The organism is Armatimonas rosea, from assembly GCF_014202505.1.
Classification (GTDB): domain Bacteria; phylum Armatimonadota; class Armatimonadia; order Armatimonadales; family Armatimonadaceae; genus Armatimonas; species Armatimonas rosea.
This window is the reverse complement of sequence record NZ_JACHGW010000004.1, coordinates 353,511-379,397: the sequence shown is the minus strand read 5'-3', so window position 1 is coordinate 379,397 and position 25,887 is coordinate 353,511. Positions and strand designations below refer to the sequence as shown.

Annotated in this window: 32 protein-coding genes; 17 read left to right on the top strand and 15 right to left on the bottom strand. The window is 62.4% G+C overall.

Going from position 1 to position 25,887, the window contains the following annotated elements:
- Positions 1-18 precede the first annotated feature (18 nt).
- The 8 genes from HNQ39_RS21295 to HNQ39_RS21260 form a co-directional block, all read right to left on the bottom strand.
- On the bottom strand, positions 19-726 hold the full coding sequence (locus HNQ39_RS21295) for an SDR family NAD(P)-dependent oxidoreductase (RefSeq protein WP_184201604.1): 708 nt from the start codon (positions 724-726) through the stop codon (positions 19-21).
- Between the two features lie 27 nt (positions 727-753).
- Positions 754-1,512: an SDR family NAD(P)-dependent oxidoreductase gene (locus tag HNQ39_RS21290; protein ID WP_184201601.1), complete on the bottom strand. Its 759-nt coding sequence runs from the start codon at positions 1,510-1,512 to the stop codon at positions 754-756.
- Positions 1,513-1,514: 2 nt separating this feature from the next.
- Positions 1,515-2,480, bottom strand: coding sequence for a LacI family DNA-binding transcriptional regulator (locus tag HNQ39_RS21285; RefSeq protein WP_425503596.1), 966 nt, complete (start codon positions 2,478-2,480; stop codon positions 1,515-1,517).
- Positions 2,481-3,130: 650 nt separating this feature from the next.
- The gene (locus HNQ39_RS21280) at positions 3,131-3,322 is read right to left on the bottom strand and encodes a hypothetical protein (protein WP_184201595.1); all 192 of its coding nucleotides are present in this window, start codon (positions 3,320-3,322) and stop codon (positions 3,131-3,133) included.
- Entirely contained in the window at positions 3,323-3,712 is a 390-nt protein-coding gene (locus tag HNQ39_RS21275; RefSeq protein ID WP_184201592.1) for a hypothetical protein, read from the bottom strand. It abuts the gene before it with no gap.
- A 166-nt stretch (positions 3,713-3,878) separates the two neighbouring features.
- Positions 3,879-4,943: a dipeptide epimerase gene (locus tag HNQ39_RS21270; protein ID WP_184201588.1), complete on the bottom strand. Its 1,065-nt coding sequence runs from the start codon at positions 4,941-4,943 to the stop codon at positions 3,879-3,881.
- 7 nt (positions 4,944-4,950) lie between these two features.
- Complete coding sequence (locus HNQ39_RS21265; RefSeq protein ID WP_184201586.1) at positions 4,951-5,826, bottom strand: phytanoyl-CoA dioxygenase family protein; 876 nt, start codon at positions 5,824-5,826, stop codon at positions 4,951-4,953.
- 6 nt (positions 5,827-5,832) lie between these two features.
- Positions 5,833-6,573, bottom strand: coding sequence for a phosphotransferase (locus tag HNQ39_RS21260; RefSeq protein ID WP_184201583.1), 741 nt, complete (start codon positions 6,571-6,573; stop codon positions 5,833-5,835).
- A gap of 75 nt (positions 6,574-6,648) precedes the next feature.
- Between HNQ39_RS21260 and HNQ39_RS21255 the strand changes: the two genes are divergently transcribed.
- Together HNQ39_RS21255 and HNQ39_RS21250 are read left to right on the top strand one after the other, a co-directional pair.
- Complete coding sequence (locus HNQ39_RS21255; protein ID WP_184201581.1) at positions 6,649-7,464, top strand: hypothetical protein; 816 nt, start codon at positions 6,649-6,651, stop codon at positions 7,462-7,464.
- Positions 7,465-7,469: 5 nt separating this feature from the next.
- A complete protein-coding gene (locus tag HNQ39_RS21250; RefSeq protein ID WP_184201578.1) occupies positions 7,470-7,850 on the top strand; it encodes a cupin domain-containing protein in 381 nt (126 codons plus the stop codon).
- Here HNQ39_RS21250 and HNQ39_RS21245 read toward each other — a convergent pair.
- Genes HNQ39_RS21245 through HNQ39_RS21235 form a run of 3 tightly spaced genes read right to left on the bottom strand, consistent with a single transcriptional unit; the run spans position 7,847 to position 9,471 of the window.
- Complete coding sequence (locus HNQ39_RS21245) at positions 7,847-8,107, bottom strand: zf-HC2 domain-containing protein (protein ID WP_184201575.1); 261 nt, start codon at positions 8,105-8,107, stop codon at positions 7,847-7,849. The genes HNQ39_RS21250 and HNQ39_RS21245 overlap by 4 nt on opposite strands.
- Before the next feature lie 13 nt (positions 8,108-8,120).
- Complete coding sequence (locus HNQ39_RS21240; protein ID WP_425503582.1) at positions 8,121-8,693, bottom strand: sigma-70 family RNA polymerase sigma factor; 573 nt, start codon at positions 8,691-8,693, stop codon at positions 8,121-8,123.
- Positions 8,677-9,471, bottom strand: coding sequence for an S-methyl-5'-thioadenosine phosphorylase (locus HNQ39_RS21235; protein WP_184201572.1), 795 nt, complete (start codon positions 9,469-9,471; stop codon positions 8,677-8,679). Before HNQ39_RS21235 ends, HNQ39_RS21240 begins: the two co-directional genes overlap by 17 nt.
- A 112-nt stretch (positions 9,472-9,583) precedes the next feature.
- Here HNQ39_RS21235 and HNQ39_RS21230 point away from each other — a divergent pair, with 112 nt between their 5' ends.
- From HNQ39_RS21230 to HNQ39_RS21220, 3 genes are read left to right on the top strand one after another with little or no spacing between them, the layout of a single operon-like run.
- Positions 9,584-9,820 (top strand): helix-turn-helix domain-containing protein, encoded by a 237-nt coding sequence (locus tag HNQ39_RS21230; RefSeq protein WP_184201569.1) that lies wholly within the window; start codon positions 9,584-9,586, stop codon positions 9,818-9,820.
- A gap of 9 nt (positions 9,821-9,829) precedes the next feature.
- Positions 9,830-10,711, top strand: a complete 882-nt coding sequence (locus HNQ39_RS21225) for an ABC transporter permease (RefSeq protein ID WP_184201566.1) — start codon at positions 9,830-9,832, stop codon at positions 10,709-10,711.
- On the top strand, positions 10,708-11,493 hold the full coding sequence (locus HNQ39_RS21220) for an ABC transporter ATP-binding protein (RefSeq protein ID WP_184201563.1): 786 nt from the start codon (positions 10,708-10,710) through the stop codon (positions 11,491-11,493). Before HNQ39_RS21225 ends, HNQ39_RS21220 begins: the two co-directional genes overlap by 4 nt.
- Here the strand turns inward: HNQ39_RS21220 and HNQ39_RS21215 are convergent.
- The 4 genes from HNQ39_RS21215 to HNQ39_RS21200 form a co-directional block, all read right to left on the bottom strand.
- Positions 11,474-12,493, bottom strand: a complete 1,020-nt coding sequence (locus tag HNQ39_RS21215; protein ID WP_184201560.1) for a zinc metalloprotease — start codon at positions 12,491-12,493, stop codon at positions 11,474-11,476. The genes HNQ39_RS21220 and HNQ39_RS21215 overlap by 20 nt on opposite strands.
- A gap of 122 nt (positions 12,494-12,615) precedes the next feature.
- A complete protein-coding gene (locus tag HNQ39_RS21210; protein WP_184201557.1) occupies positions 12,616-12,927 on the bottom strand; it encodes a YtxH domain-containing protein in 312 nt (103 codons plus the stop codon).
- Positions 12,914-13,363, bottom strand: coding sequence for a hypothetical protein (locus tag HNQ39_RS21205; protein ID WP_184201554.1), 450 nt, complete (start codon positions 13,361-13,363; stop codon positions 12,914-12,916). The genes HNQ39_RS21210 and HNQ39_RS21205 overlap by 14 nt, the downstream gene beginning before the upstream one ends.
- A 192-nt stretch (positions 13,364-13,555) precedes the next feature.
- Entirely contained in the window at positions 13,556-14,734 is a 1,179-nt protein-coding gene (locus tag HNQ39_RS21200) for a ParB/RepB/Spo0J family partition protein (protein WP_184201551.1), read from the bottom strand.
- A gap of 54 nt (positions 14,735-14,788) precedes the next feature.
- Here HNQ39_RS21200 and HNQ39_RS21195 point away from each other — a divergent pair, with 54 nt between their 5' ends.
- The 12 genes from HNQ39_RS21195 (at position 14,789) to HNQ39_RS21140 (ending at position 25,882) form a co-directional block, all read left to right on the top strand.
- Positions 14,789-15,319, top strand: coding sequence for a DUF4446 family protein (locus HNQ39_RS21195; protein ID WP_184201548.1), 531 nt, complete (start codon positions 14,789-14,791; stop codon positions 15,317-15,319).
- A complete protein-coding gene (locus HNQ39_RS21190) occupies positions 15,316-15,930 on the top strand; it encodes a sigma-70 family RNA polymerase sigma factor (protein ID WP_221290205.1) in 615 nt (204 codons plus the stop codon). Before HNQ39_RS21195 ends, HNQ39_RS21190 begins: the two co-directional genes overlap by 4 nt.
- Positions 15,931-15,940: 10 nt before the next feature.
- Complete coding sequence (locus tag HNQ39_RS21185; protein WP_184201545.1) at positions 15,941-16,861, top strand: anti-sigma factor family protein; 921 nt, start codon at positions 15,941-15,943, stop codon at positions 16,859-16,861.
- Complete coding sequence (tilS, locus tag HNQ39_RS21180) at positions 16,836-18,206, top strand: tRNA lysidine(34) synthetase TilS (RefSeq protein ID WP_184201543.1); 1,371 nt, start codon at positions 16,836-16,838, stop codon at positions 18,204-18,206. Before HNQ39_RS21185 ends, tilS begins: the two co-directional genes overlap by 26 nt.
- Before the next feature lie 11 nt (positions 18,207-18,217).
- Positions 18,218-18,568 (top strand): hypothetical protein, encoded by a 351-nt coding sequence (locus HNQ39_RS21175; protein ID WP_184201540.1) that lies wholly within the window; start codon positions 18,218-18,220, stop codon positions 18,566-18,568.
- Positions 18,569-18,599: 31 nt separating this feature from the next.
- The gene (locus HNQ39_RS21170; protein WP_184201537.1) at positions 18,600-20,027 is read left to right on the top strand and encodes a DUF1501 domain-containing protein; all 1,428 of its coding nucleotides are present in this window, start codon (positions 18,600-18,602) and stop codon (positions 20,025-20,027) included.
- Between the two features lie 100 nt (positions 20,028-20,127).
- Positions 20,128-21,447, top strand: a complete 1,320-nt coding sequence (locus tag HNQ39_RS21165) for a hypothetical protein (protein WP_184201534.1) — start codon at positions 20,128-20,130, stop codon at positions 21,445-21,447.
- 70 nt (positions 21,448-21,517) lie between these two features.
- The gene (locus tag HNQ39_RS21160) at positions 21,518-22,174 is read left to right on the top strand and encodes a hypothetical protein (RefSeq protein ID WP_184201531.1); all 657 of its coding nucleotides are present in this window, start codon (positions 21,518-21,520) and stop codon (positions 22,172-22,174) included.
- Positions 22,171-22,983, top strand: coding sequence for a hypothetical protein (locus tag HNQ39_RS21155; RefSeq protein WP_184201528.1), 813 nt, complete (start codon positions 22,171-22,173; stop codon positions 22,981-22,983). The genes HNQ39_RS21160 and HNQ39_RS21155 overlap by 4 nt, the downstream gene beginning before the upstream one ends.
- Before the next feature lie 3 nt (positions 22,984-22,986).
- Complete coding sequence (locus HNQ39_RS21150; protein WP_184201525.1) at positions 22,987-23,349, top strand: hypothetical protein; 363 nt, start codon at positions 22,987-22,989, stop codon at positions 23,347-23,349.
- Positions 23,350-23,373: 24 nt separating this feature from the next.
- Entirely contained in the window at positions 23,374-23,721 is a 348-nt protein-coding gene (locus tag HNQ39_RS21145; protein WP_184201521.1) for a hypothetical protein, read from the top strand.
- Positions 23,722-23,821: 100 nt separating this feature from the next.
- Positions 23,822-25,882 carry a S9 family peptidase gene (locus tag HNQ39_RS21140; RefSeq protein WP_184201518.1) on the top strand — a complete coding sequence of 687 codons (2,061 nt, stop codon included), beginning with the start codon at positions 23,822-23,824 and terminating at the stop codon, positions 25,880-25,882.
- Positions 25,883-25,887 lie beyond the last annotated feature (5 nt).

Sequence of the window (25,887 nt, the reverse complement as noted above, 5' to 3'; positions counted from 1 at the left end):
CCACAAGAGCCCCGTCGTTTAGAGGGTCTGTCCGGCGTAGTCCTGGGCGCGGAAGAGCTTGCCCGTCGTGCCGTCGTCGAGCAGGGCGGGGACGAGCGCACCGGGGAGGACCGACTCGACCGCGTTGGGGGCGTTGGGGCCACCCAGGTCGGTGCGGAGCCAGCCCGGATCGAGCAGGTTGAGAAGGACGCCGGCATCTTTGAGGTGCCCTGCGGTGTCGGTGACAAACTTATCCACGGCGGCCTTGGAGATCGAGTAGGCGATCAGCTCGGGTTGGTCCTGAATCCCCGAGGTCACGTTGATAATGCGTCCCCAGCCGCGCGCGACCATGCCGGGGATCAGCCCGTGGCAGATGCGCACCAGGGCCGTGACATTGACCTCAAAGCTGCGGCGGAAGTCATCGGCGGGGACTTGCTTCCAGTCGCTGCGGTAGGGGGTCATGACTGCGGCGTTGTTGTAGACAATATCGATCCCCGGTGTCGACGACAGCACGCTCGCCAGCATGGCATCGACTTGTGCTTGGTCGGAGAGCTCCGCGGCGACCTGTTGCACCTGGACGCCCTTGGCGGTCAGCTCCGCGGCGAGGGAGTCGGTGCCTGCGGTCTCACGGCTATGGAGCACGAGATTGCAGCCGTACTCTGCCAGCCCCAGGCTGACCTGTCGTCCAATCCCCCGGCTCGCACCGGTCACGAGGGCCCACTTGCCCCGAATGTCTGCTTTTTGCATAGAATCTCTATCCTTTACTTTCCAAACTTAGGAACCGTAGACACCCCCGTTGATGTCGAGTGTCGCGCCGGTGATAAAGCCATCGTACTCGCTGGCGAGGAAGGCGACCGCCCGTGCGACATCCTCGGGGGTGCCTGCACGGCCCAAGGGGAGTGTTGCGATTGTGGCGGCGGCGGACTCCGGGGTGGTGTGGGTGTTGTGGAACGCCGTGCCTAGGATCAGGCCCGGCGCGACCGCATTCACCCGAATCCCACGTCCTCCGAGCTCCTTGGCAAGCGAGCGTGTCCAGGTCAGGATCGCCCCCTTGGCCGCCGAGTAGGCCAGAGAGCCCGCGTGCCCGCCCATGCGCCCGGCCAGCGATGCCAGGTTGACGATACTGCTCTGCTCAGACTGGGCGAGGTGGGGGAGGGCGTGCTGGGTGACAAGCAGGGTGCTGGTGACATTGACATCCAGGGTCTGCTGCCAGAAGTCCGTGTCCAGCTCCTCCAGCCTGCGCCGCCCGAGCAGATCGCCGGCGTTGTTGACCAGGATATCCAGCCCTCCGAGAAACGCGACGGCATCCGCGACCAGCGCTTGTGCGTCTACCGTGCTCGTCAGATCGGCGGCAAAGCACTGGGCTCGGACACCGTGTGGGGCGGTCTGTGCGGCTTCCGCGGCACCGTCGGCGCTCTTGCGGTAGTGGATCGCGACGTCGCAGCCTTGGCGCAACAGCTCCTCGACAATCGCCCGGCCCAGGCCTTGCCCGCCGCCGGTGACCAGGGCGCGTTTTCCTTGAAGGCTTCCCATCTTTAGTTCTCTCCTTGGGTTTGGTTGTAGGGCGGCCCGCAGGAGCTGCGCACCACGAGCCGCGGCACGACAATCACGTGCTGGGGACTATCGGGCGCTGTCTTCTGAATCCGTCCGATCAAGAGGCGCACGAAGGCGTCGGCGAGCGGCCCGATATGCTCCCCAACTGTCGTGAGCGGAGGGAAGACATAGGTGGCTAGGTCCAGGTTGTCGTAGCCGACCACGGTCATCTGCTGGGGAAGGGCGAGCCCCGCCCGCGTGAGCTGCCCCATCACCAGCGCCGCGAGGGAGTCCTGGTAGGCAAAGATCGCGGTCGGGCGCTTGGGGAGTGCCAGGAGCTGCGCGACCCTATCCTCGACATCGGCGGCATCGGTGAGAGGCAGATGAAGCGCATCGGGGAGTGCCACTCCGGCTTCGTCGAGGGCTTGCTGGAAGCCGTGCAGGCGGTCGTAGCGGCCCCGGTGGGGAGGCTTGCCCAGCACCGCGATCCGCTGGTGCCCGAGTGCCAGCAGATGCCGCGCCAGCGCGTAGCCTCCAAGGGCATCGTCGCCGGTGACCAGATCAAAGCCGTCGGCCCCCTCGACCCAGCCCATCAGCACGACCGGGACCCCCGCCGCCCGGAGCGCGGTCACTTGCTCGCGGGCGACCAGGCCCTGCTCGGCGGTCACGAGGAGAATCCCATCGGCGCGCTGCTCCCGCAGCGATGCCACGCAAAGCGCCTCGTTCTCCTGCTGCGTGCCGCTGAGCTGGAGCTGGAGGTTGTAGCCCGCCTGCCGCGCGTGGTCGGCGACCAGCTGGACGAGGGTCGGGTAGTAGGGGTTGGAGACCTCGGGGACAATCAGACCAATCGTGCGGGTGGACTTCACCTTGAGGTTGCGCGCCACCTGGTTAACCTGGTAGCCCGCCGCGCTCGCCAGGAGCTGGATGCGCTTCTTGGTCTCGGGATTGACCAGCGGGCTGTCGGCCAGCGCCCGCGAGACCGTCGAGTGCGAGACCCCCGCTTGGCGTGCGATATCTTCAAGAGTGATCATTGTGGCTCCCCAAACAGTCTTTGCACACGATTGCAAAAGACTCTACCCGCTTAAATCCCCCTTGTCAATGCAACAAACTCCCCACCCTCAGAAGGGGCGAGGGGCGAGGGTGTTCTGTTTGCGATCTCTTTATCTCAAAGCCCGCTCGCACTAGCGCTTGCCCTCCTCTAAGCCTATAACCAATTGTTCCTGGAGTGTCACCGTGAGGAATCCCAGAGTCAGGCAGTTTTCCGTACATGCCAAATGTCTGTACGCGCGCCGACTGTATGTCCAGTGGGGCGACTGCTCCCAAGAAAATGTTCGTATGTAGCGCGTATAAAAGATTATGTTTGAGTGAGATCGACGACGGGCTTGTTCCTCATAGGGCAGCCAGGGGCGGGCGACCGCGACGATTGCCAGGACATTGAGGAGCCCGACCACTCCTAGAACCGCCAAGGTGCGTTGCCATTTCATAGGGGGGCCTCCGTTTACTCTGTGGGCTTCAGGTGGACATCGTCCACATAGTTGACAAGAAAACCATGGTACATCTCCATCTGCTTCTCTTCAAAGTGTGGGAGCAGCGCCTTGCGCACGTAGGCAGTGATGATTCAGACACCCCCGTGGTAGACATAGAGCTCCGCATCGGTTACTTGCCCCAGGTGCTCTTGGACAAACTTGTCACATAGCGCCAACCCAATCTGCGCGCCCTCGCCTTGGTAGACATTCCACTGGTCCAGATGGATCGTCTCCTGCTCATCCGGGGAGAGTGCGAGCCACTCGTCTAGTGTGTGCGGCTTCACCTACGGGGTCCCCGTCCTGGCACGGGAACGCTTTTCCTGGAGTGCTTTGATCTCCGCATCGTGTGCATTGTCTTCTATGTGTACCGCTTTATCAACCACGGCAAAGAAGCCAAGGAACTTGATCGAGGCGTCCGCACCGTGCTGGTGATCCGAGGTGGTGAAGAAGAAGGGAGCGGCTTCCGACTCCTCGACGCTGTAGTGTCGCTCCTTGCCAAACTTCCAGCGTGATAGGGGCAGAAGCTGGTAGTCCCGGCGGAAGGTCTTGTAGATGTAGGAGTCCGAGTCCTCCAGCTCTCTGACTTCGGGGGAGTGCGGCCACCCGACAAGGGCGACTACCGCAAGGTAGAGGGCAGCCAGAATCCCAAGACAGATCTTCAATAGCTTTTTCATCGGCAATTTGTCCTTTGTTTCCTCGGGACGCTTCGGGGATTGGAAATCCCCGACTCGCGGTAGGGAGCGCCCCGTGGGCGCAGAGAGCGCTGGTGTCTGCGCGTCCTCGGGACGCTCCTAAACCCGGAGGCGGGGGATTTCCAATCCCCGCCTTTAATCCCCGACCCTAAACCGGCGCTACACCGAGGCCAGGCGCGTCGGTGGGGACGACTTTCCCGCCCGTCCAGCTTGCCCCGATAAACGGGTCGTTCTTGAGGTTCAGGTGGCTATCGAGGTCCAGATGGTCGAAGGCCGCGCCGATCTGGGCACCGGCGGTGATGGCGAGGCTGGTCTCGCCCATGCAGCCGAGCATGGTCTTGAGGCCGTGTGCCTTGGCGACCGCGACAATCCGCAATGCCTCGCGCAGGCCGCCGCACTTCATGAGCTTGACATTGACCCCATCGACCACATGGGCAAAGCGCGGGACATCGCTCGCCACCCGGATGGTCTCGTCCACGAAGATCGGGATCGGGGCGGGGCGCAGGTGGGGGAGGCCGTCTTCGTTGTCTTGGGCGAGTGGCTGCTCGACATACTCCACCCCGCGCGCCGCCAGCCAGGGGATCATGGTCTGCGCCTCGGCGACACTCCAGCCGCCGTTGGCATCGACCCGGAAGATGGCATCGGGCCGGGCAGCAGCTTGGATCGCGGCAAACATCGCCTGGTCGGCGTCGATTCCCTCAGGGCTCCCCAGCTTGATCTTCAGGACCCGTGCCCCGGTGCGGGTGTGCCAGTCGCGGGTCTGGGTGGCGGCGTCCTCGGGCGACTGAATCCCCACGGTCACCGACGTCTCCACGGTCTTGCTCAGGTCCAGCCCGAGCAGCTTCCAGACCGGGACGCCTAGCTTCTTGCCGACCCAGTCGTGGCAGGCCATCTCGATCGCCGCCTTGATCGCCCCGCCGCTCCCGACTCCATCCAGGCCCACCGCCGCCGAGCGCAGCTCCGAGAGCACGCCCTCGACCCGCTCCAGCTCCCACGGGGCCAGCGCCGCGAGTGCAGGACGGAGCGCCTCGATATCGCGCTCACCCGTCTCTGCCTTGTCACCGCTGACCCCGTTGGGTGCCAGCTCCCCGAGGCCCGTGATGCCCTCGTGCTCAATCGTGACGATCAGGTTGACACTGTTGCCGCTCACCCCGCGGCTGATGCGCAGGGGCGTGATCTTCTCTAGCGTGATGTGGTTGGTGGTGATGGTCATGGTACGTTTACTCTCCCCCAGTCGTGGGGGTTGGGGGGCTCCAGGGCTCGGCGCCCAGGAGCTTCTTTCCTAGCTCGGTTAAGACAGCGGTCGTGCCGTGGAGCTGCTCCCAGCGGCGCGGGTCGCCGGGTGCCCAGAAGGCATCGGGGTTGAGACGCTCTTGCCAGCGCAGGACGCGGTCGGTGCGCTCGGCCTCGTTCTCGTAGCGCTCGGGCCACATCGTGATGTACTGCGCCAGGCGGGGCTGGTCGGAGAGATTGCGGCCGTTGCCGTGCAGGAGCCGCGTGTCCCAGATGACTAAATCGCCGGCCTCCGCGGGGATCGGGACAATCGTGATCTCGCTCTTATCCCGCGGCGTCCGCTTGCCTTCGTCGGGCGCACCGGGCACCGCCTCGCGGCTCTCGGCCCAGCGCGTGATGAGCTTGTGGTGGCCAGGGACACAGCAAAACCCGCCGCGCTCGACCGGGGTGTCTGAGAGGTAGAGCACGCCCTGGACCCGTAGGGGAGTGGTGTGCGCCTGCATGGGGTCGATATCCCAGTGGATCATGCCGGGGTGGTCGTACTCGGGGAACTGCGGATGAACCGGCGGGTTGAAGTTCACCCGGTCGATACTCACCCAGAGCCGCTCGGTGCCGTAGAGCTCGGTAAAGACTGCATGGACACTGGGGTGCTGGCGCGTGTCCCAGAGCGCCTGATGCTGGTAGAGCTCCAGCATCCCGCCGCGCTTGAGCGGCTCCTGGTACCAGCCGGCGGGGTTGGCGGGATCGAAGCCCAGAAAGTCGTACTCCGCCGCGATCACCGCAGCGCAGAGGGGCTTGGGGACGACACCCTTGGCGACAACATAGCCATGGGTGTCAAAAAACTCTCGGTCGATCCAGCTCATTGTCTCTTACTCCCAAAGCGTGTAGACGGCCTCAAAGAGCGCCAGGCTCTCCGTGCCCCCCTCCCAGCCGTAGCCTACCAAGAAATCATCCTGGCACTCGGGGGCACCGTTGCGGCGCAGGCTCCAGAGGGCGGTGGCGAGGTCAAAGCGCGGGTCGGCCCAGCCGCCGTCGCCCCAGTCCACGATCCCTGTGATAGTACCTCCGTCGGTGAGGAAATTGGGCAAGCAGGCATCGCCGTGACAAAAAGCAAGCGCGGGGGGAGTCTTGGCGCTCTCGGCCTCAACCCACGCCGCCAGTGCCCCATACTCGTGCCCGGAAAACGGCGAGAAGTTGTAGGCGATGCGCTCGCCCGCGTGGGCCAGTGCGGTCGCCCGCACCCGTGCCAGAGCCGCTTCCCGCCAGGAGGTCGTTTGCTTTTCGAGGGGCGGCTCCCAGGCGTGGATCTGTCGCAGTGCCTCGCCTAGCGCGTGGGCGAGCCGTGCGTGGTGCCGCGACGGCTGCGCGAACACCTCTGCCAGATTTTGGCCGGGCAGCTCCGAGAAGAGAAGGCCCTGGGCGCTCTCCCCAAAAAACGCCGGAACCAACGGCTGGTGGGCTGCCAGTGCCGCGACAACCTCGCCCTCGCGCACCGTGCCTCCCGCCTTGAGAATCCAAATCTCACCGCCTGCCGTAACCACACGGCTCACGCGTGCGTTCTCTCCTTGGAAGGCAAGCGGCCCCAATGATAGGATGCGATCTAGGTGCATGGCCCCAGGTTCGGTCTCGGGGGCAGTGCTTCCTGCCAAGAATAACGCTCAGGAGCAACGACGATGTGTTGTTTTGTGGGAGATGTCGAGGTTTTTGACACCAATCTCTTTGCCCGCCTCTCGGGGCACGGCACCCAGTTTCTGGTCTATCAGATGCGCTACCAGGCCGCCCAGCCGACCGCGATGATCCTGCCGCTACCCGTGGCCTTGCCCGCGCGGGAGGAGAGTATCCGCTGGCTGGACCTGAAGGGCTATCCCGAGTTCTTCACCCACCTGTCCGCACGGTTCCCCACCCCCCAAACCTTCTCGATTGGCTGTAGCAAGGTACAAGAGGCAGAAGTCAAGAGTGCCTTGGCTGTCCATGAGGTCGGGGACTTTGTGGCGAGCTTTGTACCGAGCCTGGCGGACTTCGACCGGCTCGATCCACGCTTCACGCTGCCCAAGAGTGTCTGGGCGCAGTTTCCCCAGTGCCACGACTACGGGTTTGCGGTCTTTCAGCTCGCCAAGCTGGGGGGCACGCCGCACCCGATCGCCTTTGAGTTTCCCACCCGCTGGCCCGACAAGCTCTTCTACCCGACCATCCATATCCACGATGGCCAGGTGCACCGTGAAGAGCACTTCGACCACGCGCTCTACTCCCAGGGAATGGGCGCACACGGGGCGCGCAGTGAGGGGCGTACGAGTGAGGGAGTCGCGCTGGAGCGTGCGCTTGGGATCGTGCTCGACGAGCCCCTCTGGCGGATTCAGCTGCGAGGACCCCACGAGAACAAAGACGTGATCCTAGAGCGCAAGAGCGACCTTCCCGCGATTCTCTTAGGGGTGGGAGGGGCGATGCTGATCGCGGCGGGGGCTGCCGGAATAGGAAAGACCCGAAGGCGTGCCGTACAATAGCGAGTATGGACATTAAACCTGAAGACCTCCCCGTGAAGGTCGAGAAACCCTGGGGCTACGAGATCTGGTATGCCTGGACGGATATCTATGTCGGCAAGATCATTCATGTCAATGCCGGGCAGAAGCTCAGCCTGCAGTACCACAACCACAAGGACGAGACAAGCTACTTGCTAAAAGGGCGCATGAAGCTCACCAAGGGCGCGACCGTCGATACCCTCACCATCACCGAGATCGGGGAGGGGCACCAGTGGCGCAACCGTCCGCTGGAGATTCACACGATCGAGGCGATCGAGGACTCCGATGTGCTGGAGGTCTCCACCCCCCAGCTCGACGATGTGGTGCGGCTACAGGATGCCTATGGGCGTGAGGGGACGAGCGCGCCTTAGTGGTTCTTGTGGAGCAGGCCTAGGATGCGCTGGCGTAGCCCATCCGGGGCCTGCACCTGCCCAACCGCGTCCCGAAGCCGACGCAGCAGCGTCTCTTCAAAGTGAAACTTCTCAAAGCAGCCATTGCACTCCTGGAGGTGCCGCTGAACCTGCACCTCTTCGTCGGGAGCGAGCTCTCTGCTCAAAAAATCGTTGAGCCGCTTGACTGCCTCTTCACACTGATTGTATTCCAAAGACTCGACCGGAGTCGTCTTCATAGTTTCCTTATTCCTAGCGTGGGTTTTCTTCTGTAAAGGCCCACAGGGCGCGCTGCACCAGCCGCCGCCCACGAGAGAGCCGGGAGCGTACCGTCCCAATGGGGACCTCCAGAATCTCACTGATCTCCAGATACGAGAGCTCATTCACATCCGCCAAGATCACGGTCTCCCGGTACTCATCGGGAAGATTTCCGATCGCTTCGTGAATCGCCTCAGCCTGTACCTTGTTGAGCACCGCTGCCTCCGGAGTGTCGGACTTACCCGATACATAGGCATCTTGAAGCCGATTGTAGAGGAAAAAATCCTCCATCTCATCGTAGGATGTCTTCTCCGGCTCCCGCTTGGCGCGGCGGTAGCGATTGATAAACAGGTTGGTTAGTATGCGAAACAGCCATGCCCGCGCATTGGTTCCCACTTGAAATTTGTCAATAAACTGGAAGGCGCGCAGGAAGGTGTCTTGCACCAGATCGTCGGCATCCTGTGGGTTGCGCGTCATGGAGAGAGCCGCACGGTAGAGCGCATCCAGGTGGGGAAGAAACTGTGTCTCAAAGAGCTCGTCGGGTGTTTGCTTAGCCAAGTCGTGCACCTGTGAGCGCGGTTCGCGCGGGGCTGGCACTGGTGTCGGGCAGGGACTGCACCAGCTCGACGAGCAGCCCGCGGAGGTTCTCGATATTGGCCGCAAAGACCTCCAAGACCGCCTCATGGGTCACTGCCGCGCCATCGTCACTGACCAGGCCCGCATCGTAGTCCGTGACCATCGAGAGGTTGACGTAGGGAAGCTCCAGCTCACGCGCCAGATAGGCCTCGGGGTACTGGGTCATGCCGATAATGTCCCAGCCCATGCTCGTGAACCAGCGCGACTCCGCCTTGGTGGAGAAGCGCGGCCCATTGATCACCACCATGGTCCCACTCTCGTGCACCGCGACACCGCGCCTCTGGCAGACCGCGAGCGCGTGGGCGCGCAGGATCGGGCAGTAGGGCTCCGCCGCGGAGACATGGGTGACAATAGGGCCCTCAAAAAACGTATCGGCCCGGCCGGTCGTGCGGTCCACAAACTGGTCACAGAGAACAATATGGCCAGGCTCGATGTGTTTCTGGAGCGAGCCCACTGCGCACGGCCCGATCACCGCCTCCACCCCGAGCGCCTTCATCGCCCAGAGATTCGCGCGGTAGTTGATCTTATGGGGAGGGATCGTGTGCCCTCGCCCGTGCCGCGGCAGAAACGCCACCTCCCGGCCTCCCAGCTCCCCTAAAACGACTTTATCCGAGGGGGGGCCGTAGGGAGTTTCGATCCAGCGCTCCTCGACCGTACCCGTGAGGAGCTGATAGAGACCCGACCCGCCAAAGATACCTACCTGTGCCATGCTTCTTTTATACCCGAGTTCTTAGCGCTTTTTGAATGCCTTATTCACCTCTTGATATTTCCTGCCAAGCGCTTGACATTCCAGAGGGCAGGGGTTATACTTTCACGACAGGATGCCTGGCATCCCGGTGCAGACAGGAGAAACGAACGAGACGATGGATGCGGAAAACAGGGAACTTCTGACAGTGGAACAGGCGGCAAACTACCTGCAGCTGTCGCAATCCAGTATCCGTTCGTACATCCGACAGGGCAAGCTCAAGGCCTTCCGGGTTGCAGGCAAGCGAAAAGTGCTCATCCATCGCGAAGATCTCCTCAAGCTCTTGGAACCCGCTCGCGACGAAGAAGAGTAAAGAAGGGGCATGAGCCTCTTTCAAGAAGCCCGCGAAGCATGGCGCTACCGGGAGCTGTTTCACAACCTCGTCCAGCGCGAGCTCGATGTTCGCTACAAAAACTCCAAGCTAGGAATCGCTTGGTCGCTGGCAAACCCCATTGTCCGTGCCTTGATCCTCTGGGCCGTTTTTTACTTCGTCTTTAACAGCAAAGTCGATAACTACGCTGCCTATGTCCTCGCGGCGTTTTTTCCCTGGACTTACTTTCTCACGGGGGTCTTGGATGCCGGCGATGCGGTCTCCAAGCAACTCGGTCTCGTGCGCAAGGTCTACTTTCCCCGTGAGCTCCTTCCGCTGGCGACCACCGTGGCGAACCTGCGGCACTTCTTGCTCTCGCTGGGAGTCGTGCTGTTCCCGCTGCTCGCCTTTCTCTATATCCGCGACTCTCTCACCCACCACAGCCTGACCCTGCCGCCCCGCGAGCTTCTCCTCCTCCCGCTCTTGGTGGTGATGCAGACCCTGCTGATCGGGGGGATCGCGCTGTTTCTCTCAGCACTGAATGTGTTTTTCGAGGATGTTAAGTTCCTGACTGCGGTGGCGCTAGACCTGCTGTTCTACGCCGTGCCGATCATGTACTTCCTGGAGCAGGTGCGCTTCTCCGAGAAAGTACCGTCGTTTGTCTACACGCTCTACCTGCTCAACCCCATGACGGTGATCCTGACCAGCTACCGGGCGTTCCTGCTTCCCATCCCGCCCAAGGCCGAGGTCCCGGGGATTAAAGACCCTATCTACATTAACCTTGGGGTCCCGTGGCCGTACTTCTGGCTTGCGTTCGTGGTCTGTGTCGCGACTTTTATTGGGGGCTATGCCTTCTTCAATAGCCGCAAGTGGCGCTTTGTGGAGCAGCTATGAGCCTGCCCGCGATCCAGCTAGAGCACGTCCACAAGCGCTTTGTCCTCCAGTCCAGCGGCTATGCCGGTCTAAAAGGGATGCTGGGGGCGCTCTTTGACGGAAAAGCACCCGAAAAAAAGGTCATCACCGCACTCGATGATGTCTCGCTGACTATTCAGAAAGGGGAGACGGTGGCGCTTCTGGGGCGCAATGGCTCAGGGAAATCGACGCTGCTCTCGCTGATTGCCAATGTGATGAAGCCCGACTCGGGGGCAGTGACCTTTCCCGCCTCGGCTGACCCGACCCACCCGCGCTTGGCTCCGCTTCTGGAGGTTGGGGCGGGCTTCCACCCCGACCTGACGGGCCTGCAGAATATCACCTTCAATGGCTCGATCCTGGGGCTCACACGGGCGCAGATGGAGGTACGGCGCGACGATATCCTGGCGTTTGCGGACTTTGACAAGCCGGAGTACTACACCATGCCCGTGCGCTCATACTCGTCGGGGATGTTCGTGCGGCTTGGGTTTGCGGTCGCGGTCCACACCGACCCGGAGATCGTCTTGGTGGATGAGACACTGGCGGTGGGGGACGCGCTCTTTCAGGAGAAGTGCCTCGCCAAGATCGCCGAGTTCCAGCGTGAGGGCCGAACCATCGTCGTGGTGAGCCACGACATGGAGGCGGTGAAAAAAGTCGCGACCCGGGCCGTGTGGCTTGCACAGGCCCGGGTCGCTGCAGATAGTCAGGATGTTGCCGGGGTTATCCAGCAGTACCTAAGCTCCCTGACTAAAGACCACGGTACGTAATCACCGAGAGGTCCATGCGGTCTGCCTGGCCCTGCGTGAACCGGTACATGTAGGCATCGTCGGTGTAGTCCATGAAGTTCTCGACCGGGTCGCGGCCCGGGTACTTGTTGCCCGTGCAGGTGTCGGGGATAGTGGTCGTGGTCCAGGTGCCAAAGAACGACGTACGCTCGGCGTTGGTATCGCTGACACTGTCATTGGTGGCAGAACAGCCACCCTGGAAGGTGTGGTAGAGGCCGAGCCAGTGGCCCACCTCGTGGGTGGCGGTGTCGCCCAGGTTGTAGGGAGCTGCGGAGCCGCCCGGCAGCGACGAGGTCAAGAGCACGACACCGTCGTTCTTGGGATTGGAGGAGTAGCTAGAGGGGAAGGTTGCCCAGCCCAGGAGCCCCCCGCCGATATTGGCGGAGTAGAGGTTGAGGTCCCCGGCACCGCCCCGTCGGAGTGCGGTCTTCATCTGGGTCTCGGCTGTCGTACCGTAGCCAACCGTGTACCAGGTGTTGTTTGCAGTGCGGTCGATCCCACCGGTGGCCAGCACGAACCGGAAGGGGGTGTTTACCGTCGCACCGTTGGGGGTCGTGCCATTGGGGAGCTTATCCAGCCCGGAGTAGGCCTTGTTGAGAACATCGATCTGGGCCTGGATCTGGGCATCGGTGAGGTTGCCCGCGCCGGAGGTGTTGGTGATCACGTGGAAGTAGACCGGGATGGTCACCGTGCCCGCGCCACGGGAGAAGGCAGAGAACTGCCCCAACCGCGCGGCATCACGGACCGTGCGGGTCAGGGCGAGATCGGACTCAATCATCTGGAGGGTGAGGGCATCGGGGGTGGGAACCGGGCACCGTGCGCCGCTGGCAACAAAGGCCGCCTTGTTCTGCCAGCTCCCCGAGCCAATGATCACCGCCGGAGAGTTTTGTGGCGCACTCTTGGCACTGTTGAGGCCGACAAACCCTGTGAGGGCGACGACGCCCAGTAGAGAGAGGCTAGAAGCGATGAGAGTTTTGTTCATGAGAGTTCCTTGTTGGTGATAGGTGTACACAACCTGCGGAGATTATAAAGCAAATCGCGCCGGCTCCCACAGCGAAATAATTCATAGTGAGAGCGGCGCGATTTTAGGGAAGTTGAGCGCGGTTAGGCCCCAGCAGCCTCGGGTTCCTCGGCGGCACCTCGCTTGCCGATTCGCGAGGCGACACTGGTGGCGGACTCTTTGACGGTCGAGGCGAGGGTCGTGGTCTTATCCTTGAGCTGCCCCCCGACCTCGGTGGCCTTGGTGCGGGCTTTCTCGTAGGTCTCGCTGGTCTTGTCCTTGAGCTCGCCGCTCTTCTCCTTGAGCTTTCCGCGGGTCTCATCGCCGCTCTGCGGGGCATAGAGCAGCGCGACAGCGGCGCCTAGAGCACCACCGATCAGAAAGCCGACGAGAAAATCACTCTTATTGTTTGCCATGGTTAGGTTCCTCTTGAAGGGGTGTTTGGGGTTTAGGGGATTGTAGCACACGCGCTGTGGAGCCCGCACGAAGTGCCTTCGCGCCGGCTGCCACACCGGCCAGGAGCGCGTTGGCGCTCACAAAAGGAGCGTGGATGGTCTTTTGAACCAGCCGCGAGGTTGTCTCGGTCTTGGCCTCAACCGTGGTGGCGACCGCCTCGGTGTGGGCCAGGAGGCTCTCGGTGGCGCTTCCAATCGACTCTAGCTTCTCATTGGCCAGGGCGAGGGCGAGGTCCGCTTTTTGCAGCACAGGCTCGACCTGGCTGGTGAGAGCCTCAAGGCGCGCATTGAGCTTGTGGAGGGCCAGGGTCAGCCCGATCACCACGCCGGTGAGCACCAGAGAGAGGCTCAGGTACCAGACAACGACCAGGTTACTCGCAAAGGGGTTGAGGTTCATAAAATAGTCCGCGGATTTTTGGTGCCGGTGCTAAAGATTTTACCGCTCGGCTCCAAGAATAAGTATATCTCCTTTCTACCACCTAACTTGACAGCGGCCCGCGGAACCTCCGCAGGCCGTTTTTTTTGCGTCTAGGGCAAGGGAGCAGAAAAGAAAAACACCCAGCGGGAGCCGCTGGGTGTCGGGGTGGGGCTAGGCAACCATCTTGAGGCGGGTCGCCTGCGTGTCGAACTTGGGCTTGTACATGGGGCAGCGGTAGCTCTTGGAGTGCTCCTTGGGGTTCTCCGCCTCGGCCACAAAGATCTTGGCACCGGTGATGCCACACTTCTCAAAGTTGCGGTCGTAGTTGCCGCAGTCGTAGCAGCGCCGCAGGATGGTCCAGCACACCGAGCAGCGCACGGAGCCAATCAGCTCGACGCGGCCACAGAGCGGGCAGTGGATATAGACCTCGCGGAAGCCAAAGTCCTTGGTGGCCAGCGAGTCGCGGATCTTGGTATTGAAGTTCTCCAGATCGCGCTGGAGCTCCGCCGTGGTGGCCAGGAGCTGGTTCATCTGCTCCGCGGAGAGGAACTCCCCAATGCGGTCGTCCATCATGTCCGCGAGGGTGGAGGCCTGCTTCTCGATACTCTTGAGGTGCTGCTCGGCGGTCTGGGACTTGTAGGGCTTCTTGCGCTCTTCGCGGGCACCCAGACTCCGTAGCATCTGCTCGGTCACGCCCACCGAGACACGCAGAAACGCCTCTTTCTTGTTGGGGAACTGCTTGATCGCGGTCAGAATCTTCTCAAGGTCCGAGATATTGAGCTTCTCGTTCTTGACCTTCTCGACCAAGCGCAGCTGGCTCGCGGTATCGTCGTTGATCCCCAGCAGCACGCGCGCGTGGCCCTCTTGGAACAGCGCGCCCTTGGCGGGGTTCTGGATCAGCTCTTGCTGGATGGGAATCGGCAGCTCTAGAAGCTCCAGGGTCCGCCGGACAGTCGCCTCTGAGACTCCGAGTGTCTTGGCGATCTTCTCGTAGCTCATGTGCTGGAGAAGGCCCTGGATCGCCCGTGCCTTCTCGATGACATTCATGTCCTCGCGCTGGTAGTTCTCCAGGAGAGCATCGGTGGCGGCATCTTCATCGCTGAGGTCACGGATAATCGCGGGGATGGTCGCCATGCCCAGCATCTTGCTGGCACGGTAGCGGCGCTCGCCCATGACAATCTGGTAGAAGCCCTTGTCCTTTCCTGTCAAGGGACGAACCACGATTGGCTGCAGGACACCACGCTCTTTGATCGACGCGGCTAACTCTTCCAGAGATTCCTGATAAAATGTTCGACGCGGTTGATTTTCGTTGGGACGAATCTTGTCAAGGGAAAGGTTTTCTGATGCCATATGACTCTCTCTATGTCATTGTAGGTTGAGAGGCACAGAAACTGGAGGATTGCTATGGAGGGCCTGAACGGGGCAATGGGCGGGCTGGTTCAGTGGGTACAGCAGCAGCCTGGGCTTGCTCTACTGGTCTTGCTCGGGGGAAACGGGGTAATTCTGGTACTTGCGCTTGTCGCGCTCGTGCGGCTCCGTGGGCTTGCACGGCGTCAGGCACGGATGCTACGGGGCGTGAGCGGGGACTCGCTGGAGGAGCTGTTGCTCGACTATGCCAAAAATGTCACACAGTTTCGCGCCGAGATGGACCGTGCCCTGACCACATCGAGCGCCAACACGGACTCCCTGCGTCAGACCCTGCGGCGTGTGGGCCTCCACCGCTACGATGCCTTTGCCAATGTGGGTGGGCAGCAGAGCTTCTCGCTGGCGCTGCTCGATGATGCCAATAACGGTCTCGTGCTCAGCGGGCTCTACTCGCGCCAGGAGATGCGGGTCTACGCCAAGCCGATAGTCCGGGGCCGCTCCGAGGTGACCTTGACCCCCGAGGAGCAGCGCGCCATCTCCGAGGCCACCCTCCCCGGAGAGCGTGCATGATCTTGACCCCGCTAGAAGAGAAGCAGCTCATTGAGCGGAGCCGGCGCGGTGATGTGGCGGCCTTCGACAAGCTGGTCCGCCGCTACGAGCGGACGGTCTACAATGTCGCCTACCGGCTCAGCGGCTCCCACGACGATGCCTCCGATATCGCGCAGGAGGCCTTTGTCCGCGCCTGGAACAACCTCAAGTCGTTTCGCGGGGAGGCGCAGTTCTCCACCTGGATCCACCGGATTGTGACGAATGTCTTCCTCGATGACCGCAAGAAAAAGCGCTCCCGCCCGACCACGTCGCTGGATGAGTCGATGGAGCTCGACGAAAACACGGTCACGCGGCAGTTTGAAGACGCCTCCCCCGGCCCCGAGGCGCTGATGGAAGGGGAGGAGCGGCGCATGATCCTGGAGAAGGCGATCCACACCCTCCCGGAGGCCCAGCGGGTGATGATTGTCATGTACCACAACCAGGGCCTCGCCTACGAAGAGATCGCGGACCTGACCCAGCTCCCGATTGGCACGGTCAAGTCGCGCCTGAACCGCGCCCGCCTGGCGCTGCGGGATCGGCTGGGCAAAGTGGCGGAACTTTTCGGAATCTACGAAAGTCCTACACTCCAGTAAGGTAAATATCATGGACTTGAAGCAGTGGCGCGAGCTCGCGTCGGATTATATCGAAGGTACTCTTCCTGCGGAAAAGATGAAGCAAGTGCAAGCATTTCTGGCCACGAGCCCGGAAGCGCGCACAGACGAAGCCCTGCTTCGTGGGATCACACGGCACTTAAACGACTTGCCGGAGGTAGACCCTCCTCTTTTCTTTGCAGACAATGTGATCGCTCGGATCGAGCGTGAGAACGAGGCCGCCCAGAAGCGTAGCTGGCGCGGCTGGCTTCCCAACCTAGGACGGGTCGCCCTCGGCTCTGCGCTTGCGGGCGGTGCTCTCGCCTCCGTGCTGTGGAATTTCTTCTACCCAAAGCCCACGACCGTCCAGTCGGCAGGCGTGGTTTCTGGAGTGTCCAAGACGAGTGCCAGCCCCACGGTTGCCGGTCCGGCTCCGGCGCTGAAGCTCTCCAAGCTCCAGCCGAGCGACACGGTAGTCTCGTTCTCACTGGCTCTGGAGAATGCAAAGAGCGGTACGGTGCGGGTGCTAGTGCCCGGTGCGTCCCAGCCAACCAGTGTGACCCTCCCGACAAACCGCTCTCTGGAAGTTCCCGTTGCGGCGGGGATGGATGTCTGCACGTTCAAGCTCTCCTGGGTCGCGGAGGCGGTGCGTGGGGAGCAGTGGGTGATCACGCCCCTGGAGCAAGAGCTGCCCGCGACCACCCGCCTCTCCTTTGGGGGCGGTGAGCTCCCCTTGACGCCCCAAGGCCTTGAGGACCTAGCCCGGCGCTATGGCCAAGGGATCACGGTGATCGATATCCCACAGTCCGACCGCAAGGTGCAGTTCGATGCCCGCAACGAGACCCTGGAGGAGCTGCTCACCCGCCACCTCGGGCCTCTCGGGATGGCTGTCACCCGCGTGGAGAACCGTGTCGTCGTTATCGCCAAGCCCTGACGACCACGCACTCGCCCGCTCCCTGGCAGATTTTGTCACGGAGCGGGCTTTGCTGTTTCCGGGCGAGCGGCCTCTGGTCGCGCTCTCCGGCGGCACCGACTCCTGCGCCCTGCTCCTCTTGCTCTGTGAGGCCGCCGCGCTGGGGCTCTTACCGCAGCCCGCTGGCGTGGCGCACTTTCACCATGGAATGCGCGGCCAAGACGCCGATGCCGATGCGGGGTTCTGTGCCGCTCTCGCTACCCGCGGTGGTCTGTCCTGTGTCATCGGGCTGGGCGCACTCGCCAATGCGAACGAGGCCGAGGCGCGTGAGGCGCGCTATGCTTTCCTCCAAGAGGCCGCCCAGGAGCTCGGTGCCGATGTGATCGCCACCGCGCACCACGCCGACGACCAGGCGGAGACCGTGCTGATGCGGGTCTTTCGGGGCACGAGCGTGAGCGGGCTGGCGGGAATCCCGGTGCGACGGGGCAATATCATCCGGCCCTTGCTCTTCGCCCGCCGCGCCCAGCTCGAAGCGTACTGCGCCCACCACGGAGTCGCGGTGCGCCACGATCCCACCAACGACAACCCCCGCTTCCCCCGCCGCAAGGTCCGCACACTCCTCCCCGAGCTCGCCGAGAGCTTCAACCCACGCCTCACCGAAGCCCTCTGTCGCCTCTCCGAGCACGCGGCGGAGGACAGTGCCTATCTGGATATGCTGGCCGTAGAGCACCGGGGCACGACCGATCTGCGCACTCTGGAGCGCCCCCTCCGCCGTCGCGTCATTCTCCAGCGGCTCTGGGAGCTCACAGAAGGGGATGCGGCGCTGAGAGAGCAGCTTGTCACGGCGACCTGGGTGGCACGTCTGGAGGGACTGCTCGTGCGGGGAGGGACCCTCAATCTCCCCGGCGACGGGTGGGCTCGGGTGCGACAGGGCAGCCTTGTCTTTGCACCACAGAGGCAAGGCCCGCTCCTCACCGACTGGCGGGGAGAGTTGCCCGTTCCGGGTAGCGTCGCCCTTCTGGACCAGCGCTCCCTCTCTGCCGTGATTGCCGCGCCCTTGCCCTCCCCGGAGCGCCAGCGCCGCTCTCTTCGTGTAGACTGTGGTACAATCCCCGCATCCCTAACAGTACGCACCGTCCGTGACGGTGACCGGATCGCGCCGCTGGGAATGGCCGGCAAGACCCGCTTGGTGCGCGATCTGCTCCGCGAGGCCAAGGTTCCCGCCGAGCTGCGGGCGTCCCAGCTTGTTGTGGAGGCTGAGGGGGAGATCCTTTGGGTGGTGGGGGTGGCGCAAGCCGAGTCCACACGTGTTCCCGAAGACGCGACGGAGGTACTCTTGCTGGAGATTCACCACGAGGGACCTTGAAGACACAGATCATGAGCTTGCAAGAACAAGAGCCAAAAGACGACGTCCAGCCCTTTGGGGTGACCCTGATCGCCGCACTAACCGCGATGATCCCGCTGGTGATCCTGCTACGGGGAGCGGCCAATACGCTGAGCATTGTTGGGGCGCTCGTGGGGGTCACCGCGGGGGTAGGGATGTTTTTGCAGCGGGCCTGGGGGCGCTGGCTGACTATTGCGTACTACCTCACGAGTATCGTCATGGCGATCGCCCAGGCTCAGGGCTCGCCGGTTGTCTTCCCGATCGTGATCCTGCCGATTGCCATTATTGGCTATCTCTTCTTGCCCGGTGTCGCCCGCTCGTTCTCTGCGAAAAAACAAAGTTGAAAACCTAGGGGCCTTGCGTCATACTAGAGGCATGCAAGGACGACTGGAAGAGCTGTTCATGACCCGGCGGCAGCTGCTTGGGCAGATGGGCGCAGGGTTTGCGGGTCTCGGGCTGGCAGGGGTGCTAGCGGGCGAGGCGCAGGCGGGCGAGGGGGACAACCCCATGCTTCCGCGCAAGCCACACTTTCCGGTGAAGGCCAAGCGGGTGATCTTTCTCTTCATGAACGGCGGCCCCAGCCATGTCGATACCTGGGACAACAAGCCCAAGCTCACCGAGTACCACGGCAAGGCCCTGCCGATGAGCAACTACGGCACCGAGCGCAAGACCGGCGCAGGGCTCGGCTCTCCCTTCAAGTTCCAGAAGTACGGCCAGAGCGGAATCGAGGTCAGTGAGCTCTTTTCCAAGACCGCTGCTTTTGTCGATGACATGTGCGTCATCAACTCCATGCACGCCGATGTTCCCAACCACGAGCCCTCGCTCCTGCTGATGAACTGCGGCGATGCCCGCCAGATTCGGCCGTCGTTTGGCTCGTGGACGTGCTACGGGCTCGGGACCATGAACCAGAACCTGCCGGGGTATATCGCCATGTGTCCGGGCGGCTTCCCGATCCAGGAGACCCAGAACTGGCAGGCGGGCTTTCTGCCGGGAGTCTTGGCGGGGACCTATATCGACCCCAGCAAGCGCGATGTCGAGCAGCTAGTCGAGCACATTCGGAGCCACTATGCCTCCAAGGAGCAGCAGCGCGAGCAGCTCGATCTGATCCAGGCACTCAATAAAAAGCACCAGGCGGCCCACGCAAAAGACGCCCAGCTAGAGTCCCGTATCCAGAGCCTGGAGCTGGCGTACCGGATGCAGAGCGAGGCCACCGATGCCTTCGATATCAACCTGGAGTCCGAGAGCACGCGGGAGCGCTACGGCGACGGTAACTTTGCCCGCGGTGTCTTGATGGCACGGCGTCTCGCCGAGCGCGGGGTGCGCTTTATCCAGGTCTACTCCGGAGCGGGCCAGCCCTGGGACCTCCACGACGATCTCGCGGATGGGATGCGGCGGCTCTGTGGCGAGGCGGACAAGGCGATCTCCGCGCTCCTGACCGATCTCAAGCAGAGCGGGATGCTCGAAGAAACTCTCGTCATCTGGGGCGGGGAGTTTGGGCGGACGCCGGTGGTGGAGCTACCGACTCCGGGAGCCAACGCGGGCAAGATGAACGGCCGTGACCACAACCACTGGGGCTTTACCTACTGGATGGCGGGCGGCGGTGTGAAAAAAGGCACGGTCTACGGCGCGACCGACGAGTTTGGCTTCAAGGCCGAGCGCAACCCCGTGCACATCCACGACTTCCACGCCACGGTGCTCCACCTCCTCGGCTTCGACCACACCAAGCTCACCTACCGCTACGCCGGCCGAGACTTCCGCCTCACCGATGTCCACGGGAATGTGATTAAAGAGCTGATCGCCTAGCCGCCGATTGAAGTCGACGCTAAATTTTGGGTGTCAGAAAATAATTGTCACATTCTTGTCGTGGCTGTCGTCTGAAGAGATACAAGAGGAGAAAATCTCAATGAAAGCGTTTCTAGCGACTGTACTTTTGATGGCGGCACCGGCAGCCTTTGCCCAGAACTTTGTCGTGGCGGCCCCACCGGTCACCCAGGCCCGCGCCGATGTCTTTGACTGGCGTGAGGTTCCGCAGGGGCAGACGATTCCCATTAGCCGCGCGGTCTTCGACTCCAGTGGCTACATTCTCTACGATGACAATGGGCAGATGATCTCCGTACCGTTCTCCGGAAACCTCTACGCCATGCAGTTTGGCAAGACCAGTGGGGGAATGTACTTTGTCAACGACGGCAATAGTGTTCCTACCCTCTATGTTCCGGACAATGGCTTTCTGGAGAACGCCGTGGTCTCTGGGGCACGCTGGTACCCGTTCCCGCAGCGCTACTTCTACTCCCGGCCTGTCTTCCTTGGCCCCGCACCGAGCTGGGACGCCTACTACGACATGCGCTGGTACCCAAATATGGTGGTCTACGGCGGCTACTGGGGCTACACGCCGTGGCGCACCGGGATTGTCTACTCCCCGATGTCGTGCTTGACGATCTCGATTGGCACACGCATCTGCCGCGACTGGGACGACTTCTGCATCTTTGGGCGCAACTACACGACGGTCCGCCCGATCATTATCCGCGAGACCCGCCCGATCTATATCGACCAGCGCGATCGCTGGGACCGCTCACGGGGTGGCAACGATAAGTCCTGGGACCGCCCGGTCTTCCGTGAGTCGTCGCGGCCTGGCTTCGATGCACCGGCACGTCGCAGTGAGGAGCGGGCACAGGGCCGCGGCCAGAACGGCTCGACTTTTAACTTCGGCACCCCGCCCACAGCCCCCGGCCGCTCCGAGGAGACAAGCCGGGAGCGCACCTACCGAGTCGCTACCCCCAGTATGCCGTCGCGTCCAACCGGGCAGCCCAATTTTGGAGGCACCGTTACCCCCAGCGGAGGCCGCGAGCGTGAGTTCAATCGGTCTTCATCGGGGCCGGCTGTGCCCAACATGACCCCCGTGCGACCGTCGGGCGGCTACACCCCCCCCACAGGTTCGCCGTCGGGTAGCCGTGAGCGGGAGTACGGCCGAATCTCGCCTCCGAGCGGTGGCCAAGAGCGTGGCGGGTACTCCGTGCCAAACATGACCCCGGTTCGCCCCGGGGGAGGTGGCACCTCGTTCCCATCGGGCGGAAGCCGCGAGCGTGAGATGGGACGAGGCCCGGAGCTGGGCCGCGGTTCTGAGCCCGCCCGTACTCGCACCTTCGAGCCCTCCCGCGAGTCGCGTGGTTCGTCGAGCCCGGCGCGTGAAAGCCAGCCCAGCCGCGCCCGTGAGACCAAGAAGTAGGGCCTAGCCCCAAGCCGCCGCAGAGACCTGCGGCGGCTTTTTTCTTTTTCGGGTCGGGTACAATTGCACCGTGAGTGACGAACTTCCCGCCCCCGACGGTTTTCCTGAGCTGCCTCCCGCTCCTCCTGAGCTTCCTGATACCCTCTACACCATCCGCTACGACTACGGAACGCCGTTTTCCTACGGCCCCATTGGGCAGGAAGTCGCCTGGGTCTTTGCCTCCGAGGAGCTGGCCCAGAGCTCGATTGCTGAGGCGCTTGAGGCCGAGCCCGATGCCGGTGAGCTCAGCGCTTCGGAGGTCACGCTTGAGGAGCTTGCGGATCGCTTCCCCATGGTGCTCTTTGTCGATACGACGGGCAACCTCTGGCCGCTGGTCTTGCAGCAGGCCGAGCCACTGGAGTCCCCCGACGACACGCCGCTCCCCGATGAGCCCTACGCGCTCTTTGTGCATGGGGGAGGGATCGACCGCTACCTAGAGGAGCCCCGTGAGGGCGACTGGGTGGTGCACCGCGACGACGACGAGGAGATCGACTACGTGCTCTTCTTTGAGGACCTCGATACCGCCGAGCAGATCCTCGCTGACTTTATCGAGGCCACCGGGGAGAGCGCCGAGGTGCGCCGCACCCGCGCCGACACCCTCACCGAGGACCAAGGCGTGCGCTACTACCACGCCAGCGGCCACATCGAAGACCTCCCCCGCAAAGAGTACCTCCGCCGCTGCCGGTGACAAGAGCCAAGCCGATGGCCCTCAAGTACCACCACGCCCTCTTTGCACTTCTCGAACAAGAGCCGCGACTCTCCGAGGTCGCCCTGAGGAAGCTTGAGGAGCAGGAACAAGCACAAGGGATGCGCTTTCCTGAGTCCGTGCGGGAGTGGTTCTCGCTGGAAGGTGTCGGGGAGCTCTTTGCTGGGCTGACCAACTCAGATGAGCTGGTTGGCCCCGAAGAACTCAAGATCATCGCCCACGACGGACGGTTGTTGCTCCATGTCGCGACGGAAAACCAAGGTGTCTACTACTGGTTTGTCGATTGCAACGGCACCGACGATCCCCCTGTTCTGGATGACGACAGCCGGATTGACTGGGATGACCAGGAGAATTTTGACTTTTCCCATGTGATGTGGCGTGTTAGCTCTTACAGCTTCAGCAGCTTTATCTTCGCGATGCTGACCGGAACGCGCTTCGGCCAGGGGTTTCGCCTCTCGGCAACCGACTCGTCTCCCGCGCCCGTTGTGCTTGCGTCTCTCAGAACGGACTTTCTCGAAGGGCCGCGGACGAGTGTTCCTGAGAAGCACGTGTACCGATTCGCCCAGCCCGAGGCCGATCTCATCATCCGAAGTAACACCGCTGAGGAGATTGCGCGAGGAATCGCTCACTGGCATCTGATCGCACCCACCCCGGATGCACTCGCCAAGCTTGCCAAGCGAGTCTGGCCGTTTGGCACGCTCGCAAAGACTCTCCAGTCCGTTGGAGTGGCCCATAATGCCGATGCAGAGCGTCGGATTCTGGCCCAGCTGACCCAAGAAGGTAGTTCCTAGTCGGTGCCGCTCTCCAAGATTTTCCAGCGCGTTGCTTGGTTTTGCGCCTGCCTGCCATGGCTGGCTGGAATCGCTTGGGGTGGACTCGCCGCGCATGTTCGTCTTGGACTGGGGCACTGGCCGGAGCCGATGGTGGAGCAGTACGCCACAACTCTCTACCAGTGGCATGAGGTGGTGGTGATGGTGCTCCAGGCCGCGCTAGTGCTCACCCTTCCGGTGGCCCCGTTCGTGCTCCTGCGTCGCTCCACGTGGGAGGCATCATCGCGGCGAACCATGGCGCTGGTCTATCTCCTGGGGGCTTGGTCGGTGATCGCATTGGGGATTGGATTGGAACGAACCAGGCTCTGGGCTTGGTGGATGGACTAACAGTGGAAACAAGCGACTCGAATCATGAAAATATCCTTTAAACGGACAAGCATCGTCGCGCTCGTTCTCTTTTTGGTAGTTAGTGCTGTGGCAAGTTGGCCCATGACGTCGAGTTACTACAGGCGATTTCAGTACTATCAAATGGGGCGACTTTATGGCGAGAGGTATAAGGAAAATGAGTCGATTGTTGCTGGGATTGAGCGGCGAGAAGAAGACCCCGGCATGCTGTTCCTTATTCTGCAAGTGCCCGATGACGAAAATAAAAGCTGGCTTCGCGAGAGATTTGATGCCTTTCTCTTTTTGGATCGGCCAACCCAAAACGAACTCATCACTGACTTTGTACACGGCTTTCGTGCCACCAGACCCAAATAGAACCCTGGAAATATCCCCAGCTTCATAGGCCCATTTATGTGCCCGTCTCCCGCCCGAACCGACGCCCATAAAGATCGGCGAAGCGGGTACAATAGCCACCATGCAGAACACGATCCCTCCCGTGGCGACCATCGTCCCAACAACCCACACGATCCATGGCGACACGCGCACGGATAACTACCGCTGGCTGCAAGACAAGACCAGCGCCGATGTCATTGCCTACCTCGATGCCGAGAACGCGTATACCAAGTCCGTGATGGAACCCACCGAGGCGCTCCAGAAGACACTCTACGACGAGCTGCTGGGGCGCATCCAGGAGACCGATCTCTCCGTTCCCTACCCGTACGGGGGCTGGCTCTACTACACCCGCACCGAAGAGGGCAAGCAGTACCCGATCTACTGCCGCAAGAAGGGGGAGGAGGGCGACGAGCAGGTCACGCTGGATGTCAACGCGCTGGCCGAGGGCGAGAAGTTCATGGCAGTGGGGGCCTACGCAATCTCCGACGACGGCAACTTGCTGGCCTACACAACCGACAACACGGGCTTTCGGGAGTACACGCTTCGCATCAAGAATCTCGTGACCGGCGAGCTGCTCCCCGATGTGATCGAGAAAGTGGACGGCGTCAGCTGGGCGGCGGACAACAAAACCCTGTTCTATGTCACCGAGGACGAGACCAAGCGCCCCCATGAGATCTACCGCTACGAGCTTGCCCCCTCCGCCCCCACGAGTGAGGGAACCCGAGTGGGCACCCTGATCTACGAGGAGCCGGATGCGCTCTACCGCTGCTATGCCTACCGCTCCCGCGATAAGAAGCTCTTGTTTGTGATCTCTGCGTCATCGACGACCACGGAGCTGCACTACCTGGAGCTCGACAGCCCGACCGACGCGCTGACCGTGATCCTGCCGCGGGAAGAGGGGCACGAGTACTACGCCGAGCACCGCGACGGGCTCTTCTACCTGCGCACCAACAAAGACGCCCCCACGTTTAAGCTAATCGCAACCCCCGTGAGTGCGCCCGAGCCCCTGCACTGGAGCGATGTGCTGCCCTACCGCCCCGAGGTCGGGCTGGAGGACTTCGATCTCTTTGCCGGGCACCTAGTCGCGTCCGAGCAGGCCGATGGGCTCCCGCAGCTTCGGGTCCTGGACTTTGCCACGGGCACCGAGCACACCATCGCCTTCCCCGAGCCCACCTACGCGCTCTCCGGCGAGGCCAACCGGGAGTTTGAGACCACGACCTTCCGTTTCCGGTACTCATCGCTGGTGACGCCACCGTCGGTGTTTGACTACGACCTCAACACCCGTGAGCGCTTACTGCTGAAAGAGACCCCGGTCTTGGGGGGCTGGGACCGGAGCAGCTATGTCACCGAGCGCCTCTTTGCCACGGCCAGCGATGGAACCCGCATTCCGATCTCGCTGGTGCGCCACAAGGACACGCCGGTTGATGGGAGCGCGGCGGGTGTGCTCTACGGCTACGGCTCGTACGGGATCATCATGCCCGCATCGTTTCGGTCGAGTGTCTTCTCGCTCCTGGACCGGGGCATGGTCTACGCCATCGCCCATATCCGGGGCGGCGGCGAGTACGGCAAGCCCTGGCACGATGCCGCCAAGCTCATGACCAAGATGAACACCTTCACGGACTTTATCGCCTGCGCCGACTTCCTGGTGGAGCAGAAGCAGGTGGATCGGGAGCGGCTCGCCATCATGGGCGGGAGTGCGGGCGGCCTGCTCATGGGTGCGGTCGTGAACCTGCGCCCCGATCTCGCCAAGGCCTGCGTGAGCTATGTCCCCTTTGTCGATGTGATCAACACCATGCTCGACGATACCCTGCCGCTCACCGTGGGGGAGTACCTGGAGTGGGGGAACCCCAACGAGCCTGAGGCCTATGCCTACATGCTGTCCTACAGCCCCTACGACCAGCTCGAAGCCAAGGACTACCCGACCATGCTCGTCAAGACCAGCCTCAACGACTCGCAGGTGATGTACTGGGAGCCGGCCAAGTATGTCGCCAAGCTACGCACTCTCAAGACCGATAGCAACCCACTGCTCCTGCACTGCAACATGGACGCGGGCCACGGGGGTGCTTCGGGCCGCTACGACGCTCTCCACGAGGCCGCCTTCGACTACGCGTTCCTCATCACCCAGCTCGGAGCGGGGGGCTAGGGGAT

Bases quoted from the DNA above. Each gene is read 5' to 3' on its own strand.
- HNQ39_RS21200 (WP_184201551.1), bottom strand. From the start codon at position 14,734: ATGGCATCAGAAAACCTTTCCCTTGACAAGATTCGTCCCAACGAAAAT.
- HNQ39_RS21230 (WP_184201569.1), top strand. From the start codon at position 9,584: ATGCCTGGCATCCCGGTGCAGACAGGAGAAACGAACGAGACGATGGAT.
- HNQ39_RS21295 (WP_184201604.1), bottom strand. From the start codon at position 726: ATGCAAAAAGCAGACATTCGGGGCAAGTGGGCCCTCGTGACCGGTGCG.
- HNQ39_RS21205 (WP_184201554.1), bottom strand. From the start codon at position 13,363: ATGAACCTCAACCCCTTTGCGAGTAACCTGGTCGTTGTCTGGTACCTG.
- HNQ39_RS21165 (WP_184201534.1), top strand. From the start codon at position 20,128: ATGAAAGCGTTTCTAGCGACTGTACTTTTGATGGCGGCACCGGCAGCC.
- HNQ39_RS21260 (WP_184201583.1), bottom strand. From the start codon at position 6,573: ATGCACCTAGATCGCATCCTATCATTGGGGCCGCTTGCCTTCCAAGGA.
- HNQ39_RS21140 (WP_184201518.1), top strand. From the start codon at position 23,822: ATGCAGAACACGATCCCTCCCGTGGCGACCATCGTCCCAACAACCCAC.
- HNQ39_RS21210 (WP_184201557.1), bottom strand. From the start codon at position 12,927: ATGGCAAACAATAAGAGTGATTTTCTCGTCGGCTTTCTGATCGGTGGT.
- HNQ39_RS21175 (WP_184201540.1), top strand. From the start codon at position 18,218: ATGAGCTTGCAAGAACAAGAGCCAAAAGACGACGTCCAGCCCTTTGGG.
- HNQ39_RS21250 (WP_184201578.1), top strand. From the start codon at position 7,470: ATGGACATTAAACCTGAAGACCTCCCCGTGAAGGTCGAGAAACCCTGG.
- HNQ39_RS21170 (WP_184201537.1), top strand. From the start codon at position 18,600: ATGCAAGGACGACTGGAAGAGCTGTTCATGACCCGGCGGCAGCTGCTT.
- HNQ39_RS21290 (WP_184201601.1), bottom strand. From the start codon at position 1,512: ATGGGAAGCCTTCAAGGAAAACGCGCCCTGGTCACCGGCGGCGGGCAA.
- HNQ39_RS21215 (WP_184201560.1), bottom strand. From the start codon at position 12,493: ATGAACAAAACTCTCATCGCTTCTAGCCTCTCTCTACTGGGCGTCGTC.
- HNQ39_RS21220 (WP_184201563.1), top strand. From the start codon at position 10,708: ATGAGCCTGCCCGCGATCCAGCTAGAGCACGTCCACAAGCGCTTTGTC.
- HNQ39_RS21275 (WP_184201592.1), bottom strand. From the start codon at position 3,712: ATGAAAAAGCTATTGAAGATCTGTCTTGGGATTCTGGCTGCCCTCTAC.
- HNQ39_RS21190 (WP_221290205.1), top strand. From the start codon at position 15,316: ATGATCTTGACCCCGCTAGAAGAGAAGCAGCTCATTGAGCGGAGCCGG.
- HNQ39_RS21145 (WP_184201521.1), top strand. From the start codon at position 23,374: ATGAAAATATCCTTTAAACGGACAAGCATCGTCGCGCTCGTTCTCTTT.
- HNQ39_RS21245 (WP_184201575.1), bottom strand. From the start codon at position 8,107: ATGAAGACGACTCCGGTCGAGTCTTTGGAATACAATCAGTGTGAAGAG.
- HNQ39_RS21225 (WP_184201566.1), top strand. From the start codon at position 9,830: ATGAGCCTCTTTCAAGAAGCCCGCGAAGCATGGCGCTACCGGGAGCTG.
- HNQ39_RS21265 (WP_184201586.1), bottom strand. From the start codon at position 5,826: ATGAGCTGGATCGACCGAGAGTTTTTTGACACCCATGGCTATGTTGTC.
- HNQ39_RS21235 (WP_184201572.1), bottom strand. From the start codon at position 9,471: ATGGCACAGGTAGGTATCTTTGGCGGGTCGGGTCTCTATCAGCTCCTC.
- HNQ39_RS21270 (WP_184201588.1), bottom strand. From the start codon at position 4,943: ATGACCATCACCACCAACCACATCACGCTAGAGAAGATCACGCCCCTG.
- HNQ39_RS21185 (WP_184201545.1), top strand. From the start codon at position 15,941: ATGGACTTGAAGCAGTGGCGCGAGCTCGCGTCGGATTATATCGAAGGT.
- HNQ39_RS21195 (WP_184201548.1), top strand. From the start codon at position 14,789: ATGGAGGGCCTGAACGGGGCAATGGGCGGGCTGGTTCAGTGGGTACAG.